The organism is Caulobacter sp. 73W, from assembly GCF_041021955.1.
Lineage (GTDB): Bacteria > Pseudomonadota > Alphaproteobacteria > Caulobacterales > Caulobacteraceae > Caulobacter.
In genome coordinates this window covers 3,530,815-3,546,442 of record NZ_CP158375.1, presented here as the reverse complement: position 1 = coordinate 3,546,442, position 15,628 = coordinate 3,530,815, and the positions used below count along the sequence as shown (strand labels likewise).

At 69.2% G+C, this 15,628-nt stretch carries 13 protein-coding genes; 4 read left to right on the top strand and 9 right to left on the bottom strand.

What is annotated here, in order from left to right; genetic code table 11:
• Nucleotides 1-407 precede the first annotated feature (407 nt).
• Nucleotides 408-719, bottom strand: a complete 312-nt coding sequence (locus tag ABOZ73_RS16885) for a hypothetical protein (RefSeq protein ID WP_369059279.1) — start codon at nt 717-719, stop codon at nt 408-410.
• A 100-nt stretch (nt 720-819) separates the two neighbouring features.
• Between ABOZ73_RS16885 and ABOZ73_RS16880 the strand changes: the two genes are divergently transcribed.
• A complete protein-coding gene (locus ABOZ73_RS16880) occupies nt 820-1,332 on the top strand; it encodes a cytochrome c family protein (RefSeq protein ID WP_369059278.1) in 513 nt (170 codons plus the stop codon).
• An 18-nt stretch (nt 1,333-1,350) separates the two neighbouring features.
• Here ABOZ73_RS16880 and ABOZ73_RS16875 read toward each other — a convergent pair whose 3' ends face one another.
• The 7 genes from ABOZ73_RS16875 to ABOZ73_RS16845 form a co-directional block, all read right to left on the bottom strand.
• Nucleotides 1,351-4,530 (bottom strand): efflux RND transporter permease subunit, encoded by a 3,180-nt coding sequence (locus ABOZ73_RS16875; protein ID WP_369059277.1) that lies wholly within the window; start codon nt 4,528-4,530, stop codon nt 1,351-1,353.
• Nucleotides 4,530-5,657 carry an efflux RND transporter periplasmic adaptor subunit gene (locus ABOZ73_RS16870; protein ID WP_369059276.1) on the bottom strand — a complete coding sequence of 376 codons (1,128 nt, stop codon included), beginning with the start codon at nt 5,655-5,657 and terminating at the stop codon, nt 4,530-4,532. Before ABOZ73_RS16870 ends, ABOZ73_RS16875 begins: the two co-directional genes overlap by 1 nt.
• 262 nt (nt 5,658-5,919) lie before the next feature.
• Nucleotides 5,920-6,942 carry a DUF1338 family protein gene (locus ABOZ73_RS16865; protein ID WP_369059275.1) on the bottom strand — a complete coding sequence of 341 codons (1,023 nt, stop codon included), beginning with the start codon at nt 6,940-6,942 and terminating at the stop codon, nt 5,920-5,922.
• Between the two features lie 96 nt (nt 6,943-7,038).
• Nucleotides 7,039-8,559 carry an aldehyde dehydrogenase family protein gene (locus tag ABOZ73_RS16860; RefSeq protein WP_369059274.1) on the bottom strand — a complete coding sequence of 507 codons (1,521 nt, stop codon included), beginning with the start codon at nt 8,557-8,559 and terminating at the stop codon, nt 7,039-7,041.
• Nucleotides 8,556-9,983, bottom strand: coding sequence for an FAD-binding oxidoreductase (locus ABOZ73_RS16855; protein WP_369059273.1), 1,428 nt, complete (start codon nt 9,981-9,983; stop codon nt 8,556-8,558). Before ABOZ73_RS16855 ends, ABOZ73_RS16860 begins: the two co-directional genes overlap by 4 nt.
• 97 nt (nt 9,984-10,080) lie before the next feature.
• A complete protein-coding gene (locus tag ABOZ73_RS16850) occupies nt 10,081-10,821 on the bottom strand; it encodes a hypothetical protein (RefSeq protein ID WP_369059272.1) in 741 nt (246 codons plus the stop codon).
• A 58-nt stretch (nt 10,822-10,879) separates the two neighbouring features.
• Nucleotides 10,880-11,656 carry a class II aldolase/adducin family protein gene (locus ABOZ73_RS16845; RefSeq protein ID WP_369059271.1) on the bottom strand — a complete coding sequence of 259 codons (777 nt, stop codon included), beginning with the start codon at nt 11,654-11,656 and terminating at the stop codon, nt 10,880-10,882.
• Nucleotides 11,657-11,838: 182 nt separating this feature from the next.
• Between ABOZ73_RS16845 and ABOZ73_RS16840 the strand changes: the two genes are divergently transcribed.
• The 3 genes from ABOZ73_RS16840 to ABOZ73_RS16830 all read left to right on the top strand — a co-directional run bounded on the left by ABOZ73_RS16840 (nt 11,839) and on the right by ABOZ73_RS16830 (nt 14,342).
• Nucleotides 11,839-12,945 (top strand): DUF2336 domain-containing protein, encoded by a 1,107-nt coding sequence (locus ABOZ73_RS16840; protein ID WP_369059270.1) that lies wholly within the window; start codon nt 11,839-11,841, stop codon nt 12,943-12,945.
• 34 nt (nt 12,946-12,979) lie between these two features.
• Nucleotides 12,980-13,762, top strand: coding sequence for an NAD kinase (locus tag ABOZ73_RS16835; RefSeq protein WP_369059269.1), 783 nt, complete (start codon nt 12,980-12,982; stop codon nt 13,760-13,762).
• A 100-nt stretch (nt 13,763-13,862) separates the two neighbouring features.
• Nucleotides 13,863-14,342: an Hpt domain-containing protein gene (locus ABOZ73_RS16830; protein WP_369059268.1), complete on the top strand. Its 480-nt coding sequence runs from the start codon at nt 13,863-13,865 to the stop codon at nt 14,340-14,342.
• A gap of 36 nt (nt 14,343-14,378) precedes the next feature.
• On the opposite strand, the gene ABOZ73_RS16825 is transcribed toward ABOZ73_RS16830, so the two are convergent.
• Entirely contained in the window at nt 14,379-15,617 is a 1,239-nt protein-coding gene (locus tag ABOZ73_RS16825; protein ID WP_369059267.1) for a hypothetical protein, read from the bottom strand.
• Nucleotides 15,618-15,628 lie beyond the last annotated feature (11 nt).

The following is a 15,628-nucleotide window of genomic DNA, read 5'->3' as shown; positions in this document are numbered from 1 at the left end:
TCCCCACGAGTGGGGGAGAGGGGAAGAGTTATCCGCCCCCATTCATCTCTCCCGTAACCTTCGCTCATCTCCCCGCATGGAAGGGCGCGTGGCCACGTGCTGTCGTTGCGGGAAGAGCGGGCTCCCCCTGCAGGCCGACCGACGCCGGGCAAGCCATACGAAGGCGTCGATCGCAGCGTTCACGACAAGGACCCGCGCGGAGCGCCGGACGATCTATCCTCTGTCCACTCCAACCCAAATCGAGAGCCGTCCGTCGCTCCGCCGCCCTTCCAACCTTCGCAGCAACCGCGCGAGGCGGCGAAGCCGTGCGTCCTTCGACAGGCTCAGGATGACGAATTCAGAGCCAAACCACCCTCGTCATGCTGAGCGGTCACGAAGCGGCCAGTCGAAGCACGCAAGGCGCGCCCCTACCCCTTCGCCTTCCGCCCGAACTGCTGCGTCAGGTGGACCACCGTGATCGCCGCCACCGACAGCATCCACTGCAGGGGCGCGACGCCGTAGACCAGGATCATCAGGTCCTTGGGCAGGGTCGCCTTCTGCTCGACGCTGCCGAACGCGCCCACATAAGCCTGATAGCCGACGACCAGCGCGACCGTGCAGACCGCCACGATCGCCGTGACCATCAACAGGCGCATCCACAGCCGCCGTCCCTTCAGGAACGCGACCAGCACCGCCACGATCACCGGCGGCAAAAGCACGAACAGCCACCAGCTAGGCAAGGCGGCGCTCCACGACGCGATTCATCTGCATGGCGGCAGAATGCACGCCTTGCATCCCCTACGCCATGGACTAGCTTCCGCCTGAAATCTCGGAGGGGCCATGCGTCAGTTCTCAATCCTCGTGATCGCCGCCGCGGCGGCCGTCGTCACGGCCTGCGGGCCCAGCGAGCCGGCCAAGGACGCCCCGGCCGCTCCCCCGCCCCCGACCGACGCCGAAAAGGCCGCGATCCTCGCCAGCCTGCCCGCGCCCTACAACACCGGCAATCTGGAGAACGGCCAGCGCAAGTTCGCCCTCTGCCGGTCGTGCCACACGATCACGCCGGGCGGTCCGAACCTGACCGGCCCGAACCTCTACGGCGTCTTCGGCCGCAAGGCTGGCGGGCTGGAGGGGTACACCTATTCCGAAGCGCTGAAGAAGGCGGGCTTCGTGTGGGAGGCTTCGCACCTGGACGCCTGGCTGGCCGATCCGCGCGGCTACATGCCCGGCACCAAGATGACCTTCCTGGGCATCAAGGAAGCCCAGGATCGCGTCGACCTGATCGCCTATCTGAAGGTCGAGACCGGCTTCAAGCCGGCCGCCCCCGCCGCGCCGGCGGAGGCTCCGGCCCAGTAACAGCCAGTCGGCGCCGGCTTACTCGGCCGGCGCCGACTTGTTGGCTTCCTCGGCCTCGTAGGCCTCGATCATCCGGGCGGTGTGCTCGGGCGACTTCGTGAAGCCGGCCAGCAGGTTGTAGAACACCGGCACCACGAACACCGTCAGCAGGGTCGAGAAGATCGCCCCGGCGAAGATGACCACGCCGATGGTCTGGCGGCTGGCCGCGCCCGCCCCTTGCCACACCATCAGCGGCACGGCCCCGGCGGCGGCGGCGATGGAGGTCATGATGATCGGGCGCAGGCGCAGGGTCGCCGCCTCGATCACCGCCTCGCGGATCTTCAGCCCTTCGTCGCGCAGCTGGTTGGCGAACTCGACGATCAGGATGCCGTTCTTGGCCGCGATGCCGATCAGGATCACCAGGCCGATCTGGCTGTAGGTGTTGATCGACGAGCTGGCGAACAGCAGGCCGAACAGCCCGCCCAGCGCCGCCAGCGGCACGGTCAGCATGATGATCGCCGGGTGGATCCAGCTTTCGAACTGCGCGGCCAGCACCAGGAACACCAGCAGCAGCGCCATGCCGAAGGCCAGGCCCACGGCCCCGGACGCCTCCAGATAGTCCCGCGCCTGGCCGCCCCAGGCGATGCTGACCGCGGCGTTCGGGTTCTTGGCCGCCTCGTCCTGCAGGAAGGCCACGGCGTCGGCCACGGTGTAGCCGGGGTTCAGCTGGGCCGTCAGGGTGATGGAGCGCAGGCGGTCGACCCGCGAGCGGTCCGGCGTGTCGCCCCGGATCTTGGTCGTCACGACCAATTCCAGCGGCACCAGGGCGCCGGACTGGCTGCGGACATAGACGGTGCGCAGGTCGTCGACCGTGCGGCGCTTGTCCAGTTCGGTCTGCAGGATGACGTCGTATTCCTGGCCGTTGCGGATGTAGGTGGTCACCTGGCGGGAGCCGAACATGGTCTCCAGCGCCCGGCCGATCGCCTGGGCCGAGACCCCGACCGTGGCGGCGCGGTCGCGGTCGATGTCCACCGACAGGCGCGGGGCCGTCGGCTCATAGTCCAGGCGCGGACGAGCCATGCCGGGGTTCTGCTCGGCGGCCCGAAGGATCGGCTGAACCCACTGGGCGATCTCGGCATAGTCGTTGCCGCGCACGATCAGGTCGACATTGGCCCCGCCGCCGCCCCCGCCGCCCCGCTGGAACGGCCCGCGCACGCTGGCGATGGCCCGCACGGCGGTGATGCGGCTCAGGGTCTTGTTCATCTCCGCCGCGATCTCGTCGGCGGTCAGCTTGCGCTCGCCCCAAGGCTTCAGGATCACGGCGCCGCTGGCCCCGTTGTACTGCGGCTGGCCAAAGCGCGGCACGCTGATGAAATAGCGCTCGGCCGGCAGGTCCTTGTTCTCGCCCTTGGCGTCGTAATAGCGCGACATCTGCGCCTCGACCTGCTGGGCGCTCTTCAGGGTGGAGTCGAAGCCCTGACCTTCCGGCCCGGTCACGTTGATGTCCACCCGCCCCCGGTCTTCCGGCGGCACCAGCTCCTTGGGCAGGGTCACGAACAGCAGCGCGGTGACGCAGGCCAGCAGCGCCATCAGCGCGCCGGCCGCGATGACCGGCTTCTTGCCGCCGCCCAGCAGCCCTTCCAGGGAATTGCGGTAGGACGCGGTCAGCTTGCCCATGCCCACATCGACCCGGCGCGCCAGCCAGCCCGAATTGTGCGCCGGGCGCAGCAGCTTGGACGCCAGCATCGGCGACAGGGTGAAGGCCAGCAGGCAGGAGAACGCCACGGCCGCGGCGATGGCCACCGCCAGCTCCACGAACAGGCGGCCGATATAGCCCGGCAGGAACATCAGCGGCGCGAACACCGAGATCAGCACGATGGTCGTCGCCACCACCGCGAAGAACACCTGGCGCGTGCCGCGCATGGCGGCCACGGGCGCGGGTTCGCCCTCGTCCACCCGGCGCTGGATGTTCTCGACCACCACGATGGCGTCGTCGACCACCAGGCCCACCGCCAGCACCAGGGCCAGCAGGGTCAGAAGGTTCAGCGAGAAGCCCAGCGGCGCCAGGATGATGAAGGTCGACAGGATGCAGATCGGCGCCACAAGCGACGGGATCATCGCCGACCGCCAGCTGCCCAGGAACACCAGGTTCACCAGGGCCACCAGGAAGATCGAGATGCCCATGGTGATCCACACCTCGTGGATCGCCTCCTCGGTGAAGACCGAGTTGTCGACGCCGACCACGATCTTGGTGCCCGGCGGCAGGGTCTTGTTGACCTGCACCAGCTCCTCGCGGACGGCCTTGGAGATCGCCAGGTCGTTGGCTTGCGACTGGCGGGTCACCGCCAGGCCGATCTGGTTCACGCCGTTGGCGCGGAAGTAGCGGCGGCGCTCGTCGGGGCCTTCCTCGACCCGGGCGATGTCGCCCAAGCGGGTGATGTAGGCGTTGCCGGCGTTCTGGTTCAGGCCCGCCGCCAGGGTCCGGCGAACCGGCAGGTCGGCGAACTGAGCGGCGGTGGAATAGCCGCGGTTCACCCGGATGGTGAAATCCTTGGCCTGGCTTTCCAGCGAGCCGGCCGGCAACTCCAGGTTCTGACTGTTCAGCGCGTTCTCGACGTCGTCCACGGTCAGGCCGCGCGCGGCCATGGCCTCGGCGTTCAGCCAGATGCGCATGGAATAGAGCTGGCTGCCGAACAGGTTGACCGTCGCCACGCCCGGGATCGTCGACATCCGCTCGACCAGATACCGGTCGGCGTAGTCGCTGAGCTGAAGCCGGCTCAGCGTCGTCGACGTCAGGTTCATGATAATGATCGGCGCGGAGTCGGCGTTGGCCTTGGCGATCTGTGGCGGATCGGCCTGGTCGGGCAGCTGGGCGGTGACGCGGCTGACGGCGTCGCGCACGTCATTGGCCGCGACGTCCAGGTCGCGGTCCAGCAGGAAGGTGATGTTGATCTGCGAGCGCCCGTCCCGGCTGGACGAGTTCACCCGGTCGATGCCCTGGATGCCGGACACCTGGCGCTCGATCACCTCGGTGATGCGCTCTTCGATGACCTCGGCCGAGGCTCCGCGATAGGCGGTGGAGACCGACACCACCGGCGGGTCGACGTTCGGCAGTTCGCGGATCGGCAGGGCCGTGAAGGCGGCGACGCCGACGACGCACAGGATGATCGCGGCGACGGCCGCGAAGATCGGGCGGCGGACGGAAAGGTCGGAGATCATCAGTTCGCCTGACGACGATTGGGACGGCCGCCCTGGCCTTGCTGCGGACGACCGCCGCCCAGCTGAACGGCCTGGCCGTCCTGCACGCGGTTCAGGCCGTCGGCCACCACCTTCTCGCCCGCGCGGACGCCCTCGGTGATCTCGACGAAGCCGTTCTGATCCAGGCCGACGCTGACCGGGCGCTTCTCGGCCACGGTGCGCTCGCCCTTCCGGACGACGACGAAGACGAAGGCGGCGTCGCCCTCGAACTGCACGGCCGACTGCGGCACGGCCGTCGTCTCGCGGCGGGCCTGCTCGATGGCCACGCGGACCATCATGCCCGGGCGCAGGCGGCTGTCGGCGTTTGGGAATTCGGCGCGCGCGGTGATGGCGCGGGTGTTCTCGGCCACGCGGGTGTCCAGCTTGGCGATACGGCCCTGGACCCGGATGTCGGGATAGGCGTCCGGCCGCGCCACGATAGCCAGGCCCTCGTGCAGGATCGGCAGGTACCGGTCGGGGATCGGGAAATCGACGCGGATGACCGAGGTGTCGTCCAGGGTCACCACCGTCTGCCCGGGGCTGATCAGGGCGCCCGGCGCGATGTCGGTCAGGCCAACCCGGCCCGAGAACGGCGCGCGGATCACGCGGTCGCCGAGACGCTGGCGCGCCGCCTCCAGCATGGCCTCTGCGCTTTCGACGCCCAGGCGGCGCTGTTCGACGGTGGCGCGGGACGCGATGCCCTGGTCGGCCAGGGACTTCCAGCGCTGATAATCCCGCTGCGCCTGGTTCAGCTGGGCCTGGGCCTGGATGACCCCAGCGTCTTCCTCGCCCGCCCGCAGCTCGATCAGCACCTGGCCGGCCCTTACCTGCTGGCCGTCGCTGAAGTGGACCTTGGTCACCAGCTCGCTGGTGTTGGAGGTGATCGCCACCGACTGGCGGCCCTTGGCCACGCCCAGCACCTCGATGCGGTCGGCGAAGGGCTTCGGCTCCACCGTGGTCTGGGAGACGGCGATGGCGCGGCCGCCCGGACCGCCCTGCCCCATCTGCCGCTTGGCCCCGGCGTCCGCCAGAAGCTTGATGCCGCCGCCGACGATCATCACCGCCAGAACAACCAGCGCGGCGACCAGAAAGAAGTGTCTGCGGATCACGCTCGGTAGCTCCATTCGCCGGCATACCGGCGCGACCTGAAATGTGGCGGACTTATGTTACCTGCAGTAATCGCAGTCCAGTGACTCGACGATGTCACTGTATTTCAAGATGGAAATGCGGAGCCTTTGCGAGGGCTTGCGCCATGTTTCCGTCGCGCCGCGAACCGCCCGCGACGTCAGAAAGCCCATGGAGAATAAGAGTCTTCGAGGCCGGCCAGATCGCGATTCGGCTCGCCGGCCCCGCCGCCAGACGGGGCCGCGGTTACATGCTCGACGCTTCTGTCATCTTGAAGATGCCCTGGGCGTTGCCCGTGTCGAACGCCAGATCCATCTGGCCGGTGGCCGGGTCGATGTCTCGGGTGATGAACTCGTAGAACGAGCCCGGCACCTTCCTCACCACCTGCCCGCCGTCAGCGTCCACGAAGTGACGATCCACGTGGTCGGCCCGGAACGCCGTCTGCCGCACCCGGCCGGAGCCGGAAATCTCGATGCGGTCCTTTACGGCCCGGCCCAGCTGACGCTGGCCTTCCGCCGTCGCCTCCACATCGACCACCCGGTCGGTGGCGTGGTTGAACGACGCCCCCTCGGTGGAGATCCAGGCCGCCTCGGCCGACTCCGCCTTCAGCGCCTGATAGTCGCTCAGGGCCGGAACATCGTGGGTCACGGCGAAGGCGGCCACGATCTGCGGCAGGGCCTTCTCGGCCAAATCCATCGGCGCGCGGCCATCCTTGGCGAAGGCGGCCAGGGCCGCGACCGCCTCGGCGCCCAGCGGATCGCGCGACGTGCCGAACACCCGCCCCGCCGCGTCCTGGAACTCCGGCGAGAAGCGCTCCACATGCAGCTCGCTCAGGAAGAACTGCGGCACCCCCTCCGGATGATCCAGGTGCGCATAGGCGCGGCCGGTCATCTTCAGGCGGTCCAGCGGATAGAGCCCGGCCTGGCGATAACCCAGGGGCTCGAAGATACGGGTGAACGCCTCGATCCCGCCCGGCAGCGCGCCAGTGGGCCCGTCGGCGAACCGCACGGTGCGCAGGGCTCCGTGGTCGAACACCACCTTCTCGCCCGCCGCCTTGCGGTCGCCCACATAGGCGGCCCCCGTCGGCACGCGGCCCATCAGGTCGTGGAACAGCACCCCGTTCATGGCCATGGCGAAGACGCCGCGCGAGACGGCCGCGCCAGCCTCGCTGGTCAAGACCGATTCAAGCTCAAGGGTCGCCAGCAGGTCGGCGGCGGCGTCCGGGCCGAGTGCGGTGGTGAGAAGCCGGGCAAGGTTGGACTGCGCCATTGTTCACTCCCTATTTCCGCTCATCCCCGCGCAGGCGGGGATCCAAGCTGACTCTCAGCATGGGCTCCCGCCTGCGCGGGAGTGAGCGGTGAAAAACTAGACATCGAACACCACGCCCTGCGCCAACGGCAGGGTGCGGCCATAGTTCACCGTATTGGTCGCCCGGCGCATATAGGCCTTCCAGCTGTCGGAGCCCGCCTCGCGGCCGCCGCCGGTCTCCTTCTCGCCGCCGAACGCCCCGCCGATCTCGGCGCCGGACGGGCCCAGGTTCACATTGGCGATGCCGCAGTCCGAGCCCTCGTCGGACACGAACCGCTCGGCCTCGCGCATGTCGAGGGTGAAGATCGACGACGACAGCCCCTGCGGCACGTCGTTCTGCAGGGCGATGGCCTCTTCCAGTTCGCGGTACTTCATCACGTACAGGATCGGGGCGAAGGTCTCGCGGCGGACCACCTCGGCCTGCTCTCCGATCTCGACGATGGCCGGGCGCACATACAGCGCATCCGCCGCCCCATCGACCGCGACGCGCTCGCCGCCCTGCACCGCGCCGCCGGCGGCCTTGGCCTGCTCCAGCGCCCTTTGCATGCCGTCGAACGCCGCCTGGTCGATCAGCGGGCCGATCAGGGTTCCGGTCACGCCCGGATCGCCCACCGCGACGGAGGCGTAGGCCGCCTTCAGGCGCGGGACGAAGGCGTCATAGACGCTCTCGTGCACGAACAGTCGGCGCAGGGTCGTACAACGCTGCCCCGCCGTACCCATAGCGGCGAAGGCCACGCCGCGCAGGGTCAGGTCGAGGTCGGCGCTCGGCGCCACGATGGCGGCGTTGTTGCCGCCCAGCTCCAGGATCGCGCGGGCGAAACGGCTGGCCAGCTTCGGCCCCACCTGCCGCCCCATGGCGGTCGAGCCCGTGGCCGAGACCAGCGGGACCTTCGGATGGTCCACCAGCGCCTCGCCCACCTCGCGCCCGCCGATCAGCAGGGACGACAGACCCGCCGGCGCCTCGCCGCCGAAGCGGGCCGCCGCCTTGTCGAACAGCGCCTGCACCGCCAGGGCGACCAGGGGCGTCTTCTCCGATGGCTTCCACACCACCGCGTCGCCGCAGACGAAGGCCAGGGCCGCGTTCCACGACCACACCGCCACCGGGAAGTTGAAGGCCGAGATCACCCCGACCACGCCCAGCGGATGCCAGGTCTCCATCATCCGGTGCTCGGACCGCTCCGTGGCGATGGTCAGGCCGAACAGTTGCCGCGACAGGCCCACGGCGTAGTCGCAGATGTCGATCATCTCCTGGACCTCGCCCAGGCCCTCGGACGTGACCTTGCCAGCCTCCAGGGTCACCAGACGGCCCAGGTCCGCCTTGGCCGCGCGCAGCTCCTCGCCCAGCAGGCGGACCAGCTCGCCGCGCCGCGGGGCCGGGACCTTGCGCCAGGCCAGATAGGCGCCGTGGGCCTTGTCGATGGCGGCCTTGGCCTCCTCGACCGTGTGCTCGCGCAGGCGGCAGACCGCCTCCCCCGTCACCGGCGACGACGCCTGCAAGGTTCCATCCGCCGGGACCGAGACGCCGAGGCGCTTGAGGATGTCGAGCATTTCACCCGAAACGGGGGCGATGGCGGTCATGGAAGCTCCGAAAGATCAGGCCCGCTCAGGGCCGAACGTGCGGCGCCGGCCGGCGCCTTGGAAAACAGGTCGACCACCGCGCCCGACAGGCGCTTCAGGTCGTCGGGGGTATAGGCGTCATAGGCGGCCTGGTTGGCCCGGCCGACGCCGTGCTCGCCGCTGAAGCTGCCGCCATGCTTGCGCACCGCCAGGTCCAGCACCGCGTCGTTAAGCGCCGCCGCCCGCTCCGGGCTCGCCGGCCCCTCGGCCCGCAGCAGATTGAAGTGGACCCCGCCGTCGCCGATGTGGCCGAAATCGCAGACCTCGTAGTCGGGGAAATCCGCCGCCAGGGCCGCGATCGCCTCGCGCCGGAACGCCATCACCCGCGAGCGCCGGAACGACAGGTCGAACCCGGTCACCGGCCCGCTGGCCCGCAAGCCCTCCGACAGCGAATGGCGCAGGGCCCACGACCGCTCCGGCGGCGCCAGCACGGCGTCGGCCAGCGGCGCGTCCTCGCGCTCGAACAGGTCGGTCAGCACCCGCTCCAGCACCTCGTCCAGCGCCGCCGCCCCGGTGGAGGTCAGCTCCACCAGCACCGCATAGGCTGGGATCCCCCCGCCGCTGAACGGATTGCGCAGGCTGGTCACATGCTTCAGCGCATGGCTCATGGCCGCCCGCGACATGCCCTCGAAGGCGGTCAGGTACTCCCCCGCCGCCTTCTCGAAGGCCAGCAGCAGGTCCAGCACCGCATCCTCGTCGCGCGGGATCAGCAGGGCGGCGGCCGAATGGGCCGGGCGGGTCTTCACCTCCACCGTCACCTCGGTGATCACCCCCAGCGCCCCGCAGGAGCCGACCACCACCTGCCGCAGGTCAAGGGCGGCGTTGTCCTTGCGCAGGCCCTCGCCCAGTCGCAGCACGGTCCCGGCCTCGTCGGCCAGCACCATCTCCAGCCCCAGCACGTGCCGGCGCATGTCGCCATAGCGCAGGAACCGCGCGCCGCCGGTATTGGTCGCGGCCATGCCGCCGATCATAGGGTCCGAGCCCAGGTCGATGGGCAGGAACAGGCCGTGCGGCTCCAGCGCCGCGTTCAGGGCCGACAGCCGCACCCCCGCCCCGACCCGCGCCGTGCGGTCGGCCGCGTCGATCTCGAACGGCGCCCGCAGGCGGTCCAGGGACAACACGATCTGGCCGCCAGTCTTGTCCGGGGTCGAACCCAGCACCAACCCGCTGTTGGCGCCCTGAGGAATGAAGCTCAGCCCCTCGCGCACGCAGAAGCCGACCACGGCCGAGACCTGCGCCGTATCGGCCGGACGCACCACCAGCGCCGCCTTGCCGCCGCCGTAACGGGCGGCCTGCTCGTACGGCGCTAGGTCGACGGCGTCGCGCACCAGTCCTTCAACCCCGACAAGGGCTTCCAGGGCGGCGATGTGTTGGGGGCTCAGCAAGCGTCCCGTTCCCTGCGTCTGCGCGCGTTCTTGCTCTTGTATCGTCGTCGCGCAGGAACTTCCTGCCGCAAGCCGGGGCATCGGCGCAACCCCGCCCTCAGAAATCCCGCCACAGGGCCAGGACCGGCCCGCGATCCGCCGGCACGGAACGCCCGGCCAGGGTCTGCCTCCACCCGGCCTGAACCCGCCAGGTCTCCCCCACCCGCCGGACGACCGAGACCTCGCCCTTCAGCCACAGCGGCTTGTCGGGATCCCGCTCGGCGCGTCCGGCATAGGCCTGCACCAGCACCTGCCACGCCCGCGCCACCTCGACGCCGACGGTCGCGTCCAGCCGCATCTCGTCGGGCACCCCGTTGCGAAACAGTCTGGCGACCTGGGCCTCGCCGAACGCCTCTCGGCCCAGCACCTTCATCGACCGTCCAGCCAGCAGGCGAAGCTCCAGATCGACAGCCCCGCGTCCTGGCGGCGCATAGATGATGTTCCGCCCGACGCCGTCGATGATCGCTCCGCCATAGACCGCCACAGCGGTGCGTTCCCTCTGCACCACCGCATAGCGCGCGCCGACCTCGATGGGCCCCTGACCCCAATAGGCGATGTGCAGGCTCTGGTCCTCGAGGACATGGCCCTCGACCACGCTGACCTTGGTCTGCACGGTCAGTTGATCGCTCACCCCGCGCTCGCGCCACTGGATCACCGCCCTCTCGGCGGCGGGCTTGCCGGCGGAGCGTCCTCCGCGACCGTCGAAGTCCAGCTTCGACCGCGTGGACTCGTACTTGATGATCGACTGCCCTGATCCCGCCTCGGGCGCCCAGGCTCCGGCTTGGGCTTTACCGCACATAAAAACCGCCGCGAACCCGAGGCTCGCGGCGGCCAATTTTCGTCCCTGGGACCGGCTGTCAGGTATCGTAGCCAGGCAGTTCCCGATCCAGCTTCCGCAGGCATCCCGGCCAGGCGAGCCCGCCGATCATGCCCATGCCCATCCCGGTCTGGCTGCGGACCTCCGCCTGGGCGGCCTCCGGCGCCAGCAGGACCTTGTCGCGGCCGATGCTCAGGGCCATCACCTGCTGGGCGCAGGAGCGCTCCAGGAAGAAGATCCCCAGCCACGCCTCGGCGGCGGTGGAGCCCACCGCCAGGGTGCCGTGATTGCGCAGCAGCATCAGGCGCTTGTCCCCCAGGTCGGCGACGATCCGCTCGCGCTCCTCCAGGTTCAGGGCGATGCCCTCATAGTCGTGGTAGGCCAGCTGCGGCATGGTGATCAGGCAGTGCTGCGTCAGCGGCAGCAGCCCCTCGGCGTGGGCCGACACCGCCGTCCCCGCGTCCGTGTGCAGGTGGATGACGTAGTTGGCGTCCTCCCGCGCGGCGTGGATGGCCGAGTGGATCGTGAAGCCCGCCGGATTGATAAAGCCGGTCGTCTCCTCGACGATGTTGCCCTGCAAATCGACCTTCACCAGGCACGAGGCGGTCATCTCGCCGAAGAACGTGCCGTACGGGTTGATCAGAAAATGGTGCTCCGGCCCCGGCACGCGGGCGGAAATGTGGGTGAAGATCATGTCGTCCCACCCGTGCAGCGCCGCCAGACGGTACAGCGCGGCCAGATCGACCCGCGCTTTCCACTCCGCTTCGCTCACCCGCCCCTTTAGCGAGGCCACGCCCGCTACGGCTCCGTCGGCCATGGTGCTTCCTCCTGATCTTATTGGTTTTGCGGAAGGTTCGCGCCGCTCCGGCCGTGCGTCAAGAACAATGACGCAGCCGTCAACTTCGCCGAAAAGTCGTTCGCGGCGCGCATTAAAACTCTTTTCACGCCAAGGGGTCAGGGTCTGTATTGAGCAGTACAAGCTTTCCGAGGATCGATCGGGTGCCCAAAACCGCCCAGACCGACAAGCTTCTTTCGATGGCCAAGAGCCGCGATCCCGCCGAGCGCGAGCGCCTGCTCCGCGGCATCGCGGACCTGTGCGACGGCGCCGCCGCCGCCGGCACGACCACCTCACCGGCCATCCAGGAACTGCTCGACTCCATCTTCATGTCACTGGTCATGCAGGCCGAGCGCGACATCCGCACCCGCCTGTCGGAACGCATCTCCGAAGCCGCCTGGGCGCCCGCCGCCCTGGTCAAGATGCTGGCCCAGGACGAGATCGACATCGCCCGCCCGATCATCTCCGCCAGCCCGGTTCTCAAGGACCAGGACCTGCTGCGCCTGATGGTCGAGGCCACCCTCGAGCACCAGATCGAGGTCGCCCGCCGTCCCAAGATCAGCGGCGCCGTGGTCGACGCCATCCTCGCCCAGGGCGAGCCCCTGGTCCTGGCGGCCCTGGCCGGCAACGACAGCGCCGACCTCAGCGACGCCGCCATGGAGCGCCTGGTCGATTTCGCCAAGCGCGTGGCCGGCGTCCGCTCGCCCCTCGCCCGCCACCCCAGCCTGTCGGCAGAGCTGGCCGAGCGCCTGTATCAGTGGGTCGGCCAATCCCTTCGCGCGGCCCTCGCCGCCCGCTTCCGCCTCGACCCGGCCAAGCTGGACGAGGCCATCGCCCGCTCCATCCAGGACGCCCATACCGGCTCTCCCACCGTCGCCCCGGTGCGGGAAGAGGATCGGGACATCATGGACCGCATCCTGATCGAGAAGCTGCACGCCGCCGGCCAGCTGCGTCCCGGCTATCTCGTGCGCACGCTCAAGGAAGGCCAGCTGGAGCTGTTCGTCCTGGCCCTCGCGGTGCTGGGCGGCTTTGAGCCTGACCATATCCAGCGCGCCATCGACGGCGAAAGGCCGGAACTGCTGGCCCTCGCCTGCGCCGCCGTCGGCATCGACCGCAGCGTGTTCCCCACGGTCCTCGACCTGGTGCGCCGTCTGAACGCCGGCCGCCCCGGCGGCGGGGCCGAGGGCGCCCGCCGCGCCATCGGCGCCTTCGGGCCCTTCCATGCCGACATCGCCGGCGTCGCCTTCCGCAAGGCGGCCGCGCGAGCTTGACGGGGCGGGGCCGTTCAGGCCTTGCTCCGCCACGATGTACAGTCCCCAGCCCGTCGTCACGCGCTTCGCCTTCACGGCCAGCGACCGTCCAGAAGCGCAAGACGCCCAGGCGCGCCTGACCCAGCGCTATGGCGAGGTGTCCGAAGAGGACGCCCAGGTGATCGTCGCCCTAGGCGGCGACGGCTTCATGCTGGAGACCCTTCACCGCCATATCGAGGCGCCCAAGCCGATCTACGGCATGAACCGCGGCTCGGTCGGCTTCCTGATGAACGAGTACAGCGAGGATGACCTGATCGAGCGGATCAACGCCGCCGAACGGACGATCATCCACCCGCTGAGCATGGTCGCCATCGACGCCAAGCGCCGCCAGCACCGCGCGCTGGCGATCAACGAGGTGTCGATGCTCCGCCAGACCCGCCAGACGGCGAAGCTGCGCATCTCCATCGACGGCAAGTTGCGGATGAGCGAGCTGGTCTGCGACGGCGCCCTGGTGGCGACGCCGGCCGGCTCCACCGCCTACAACCTGTCGGCCCACGGCCCGATCATCCCGATCGAATCTGACGCCCTGGCCCTCACCCCGATCAGCGCCTTTCGCCCTCGCCGCTGGCGTGGGGCGCTTTTGTCGCACAAGGCCCGCGTCACTTTCGAGGTGATGGAAGCCGACAAACGCCCCGTTAGCGCCGTGGCCGACAACTTCGAAGTCCGTGACGTCGTCGAGGTTCACGTCTCCGAAGACCGCTCCATTAGCCTCTGCATGATGTTTGACGCCGGCCGCAGCCTGGCTGAACGGGTTCTGGCCGAGCAGTTTTCCGCCTGAACCGGCCGATCGGGCGGTTCGCCTGCATCGTTAAGCCCAATACGCGTTGTTAACGTCCACGCCCTAGCTTGGCGGGAACTTAATCAGCGGAGGCTCCCTCGTGGGCCAAACTCAGACCAAAGCCGAAATCATCCAGGTGCCGAACCTTCTTCGCGCCAAGGTGGGCGGCGGAAGCATCGACAAGTCGGCCATCGCCAAGGCCGAGGCCGCCCTTCAGGCGCTGTCGAGCAACTTCGCGCAATGGCTCCAGGACGAGATCGACAAGCTCGAGACCGCTCGCAAGAAGATCGAGTCCGATGGCGTCTCCACCGAGACCATCGACGGCCTCTACCTGCGCGCCCACGACCTGAAGGGTCTGGGCTCGACCTACGACTATCCGCTGATCACCCGTCTCGCCGGCTCCCTGTGCCGTCTGATCGACGAGCCGGAAAAGCGCCTGAAGGCGCCGCTGCGCCTGATCGACGCCCACATCCAGGCCATCAAGGCCGCCGTCCGCGACGGCATCAAGGTCGACACCCACCCGCTGGGCAAGGCCCTGGCCACCGAGCTGGAAAGCCAGGTCGCCCAAGCCCTCGCCTGAGAACCGTCCATCAGGCTTCTCGAAGACCGGGCGATTTCAGCCCGCGGCGTCCGCCAGGCCACCGACGAGACTGACCACGACCTGCCCTCCGACCAGGTTGAACACCAGGTCGTTGGCGGCGGGCACGGTCACCTCGGGTGGCGGCGGCTGAAGCTCCCCGGTCAGCGTGGGAGCGCTCCACGACACCGGCGTATCGGCGGAAGACACGACCACCACGCCGTTGGGCATCATGATCACGTCCCCCTCGTCGAGGTCGAAGTCTAGGATCCACTCGCTGAGGCGGACATTCTCGCCCTGCCTCACGCGGCTCTCGATGTGGCCGAGCAGTTCGTTGGTCAGGATGAACCTGTCCGCGCCCTCGCCGCCCTCGGCCGTGTCGCTGACCGAGACGACGAGCGTATCGTTCCCGGCCCCGCCGATCAGCTGGTTGGCGCCGGCGCCACCGTCCAGATAATCGTCGCCGGCGCCGCCTTCGAGGATGTCGTCCCCGTCGCCGCCCAGCAGGATGTCGTTCCCCGCGCCGCCGATCAGATGATCCGGTCCCGGCCCGCCGATCAGGATCACTCCATCGGTCTTGGTCTGCTCCACCGGTAGCGAGGCCGCCGGCTCGGCGGCCACCGGCGCGGCGATCTCCGCCTTCAACGCCTTCGGCTGCACGGGCTCCGGCTTGGCGATCGGCGTCTCCTGCACGGAAGGCGTCGTCTCGCGCGGCGCTTCGGCCAAGGGCTGATACGCCGCCGCCATGACCATCGACCGCACATGCGCCTCGGCCCGCTCGGCGGTGCGCGCGGCCTCCGGCGTCGCTGTGACCTCGCGGGGCGCCGGCTCTTCGGCTGAGGCGGAGAACTTCGGCCCCACTTCCACCACCGACGCCTCGGCGTCGCGGACCGCCATGACGAAATCGACCGCCAGAACCGCCAGGACGATCAGCGGCAACGGCATATCGCGGCGATTGACCGCCGCCCGTTCGGCCGGCGCATTCAGCATGCGCTCGATCAGAGCGCGCAGGTCCGCCCCCTCGCCCACCAGGTCGCGATCCACGCGGTGCGCCACGAACGCGCCCTTGATGCGCGCCACGTGGACCAGCACTTCGTCGCTGTCCGGCTGGAAGATGATGAACCACGGCGCGCCGTCATCGCTGACGCCTGACGCCGTTTCGAACGGCAGCCCGGTATGCGCCAGCTCCGCCCTCAGGCGCAGCAGCTCGGCCTTCTCGCGCGCGGTCCAGTCGCCGACCCGCTCGGCGGCGCGCACGAACTGTATGACGTCCCCCATCCCGCTCAGGC

Coding starts and splice junctions, on each gene's coding strand:
- ABOZ73_RS16875 (WP_369059277.1), bottom strand. CDS start 4,530: ATGATCTCCGACCTTTCCGTCCGCCGCCCGATCTTCGCGGCCGTCGCC.
- ABOZ73_RS16860 (WP_369059274.1), bottom strand. CDS start 8,559: ATGACCGCCATCGCCCCCGTTTCGGGTGAAATGCTCGACATCCTCAAG.
- ABOZ73_RS16880 (WP_369059278.1), top strand. CDS start 820: ATGCGTCAGTTCTCAATCCTCGTGATCGCCGCCGCGGCGGCCGTCGTC.
- ABOZ73_RS16865 (WP_369059275.1), bottom strand. CDS start 6,942: ATGGCGCAGTCCAACCTTGCCCGGCTTCTCACCACCGCACTCGGCCCG.
- ABOZ73_RS16850 (WP_369059272.1), bottom strand. CDS start 10,821: ATGTGCGGTAAAGCCCAAGCCGGAGCCTGGGCGCCCGAGGCGGGATCA.
- ABOZ73_RS16845 (WP_369059271.1), bottom strand. CDS start 11,656: ATGGCCGACGGAGCCGTAGCGGGCGTGGCCTCGCTAAAGGGGCGGGTG.
- ABOZ73_RS16835 (WP_369059269.1), top strand. CDS start 12,980: ATGTACAGTCCCCAGCCCGTCGTCACGCGCTTCGCCTTCACGGCCAGC.
- ABOZ73_RS16825 (WP_369059267.1), bottom strand. CDS start 15,617: ATGGGGGACGTCATACAGTTCGTGCGCGCCGCCGAGCGGGTCGGCGAC.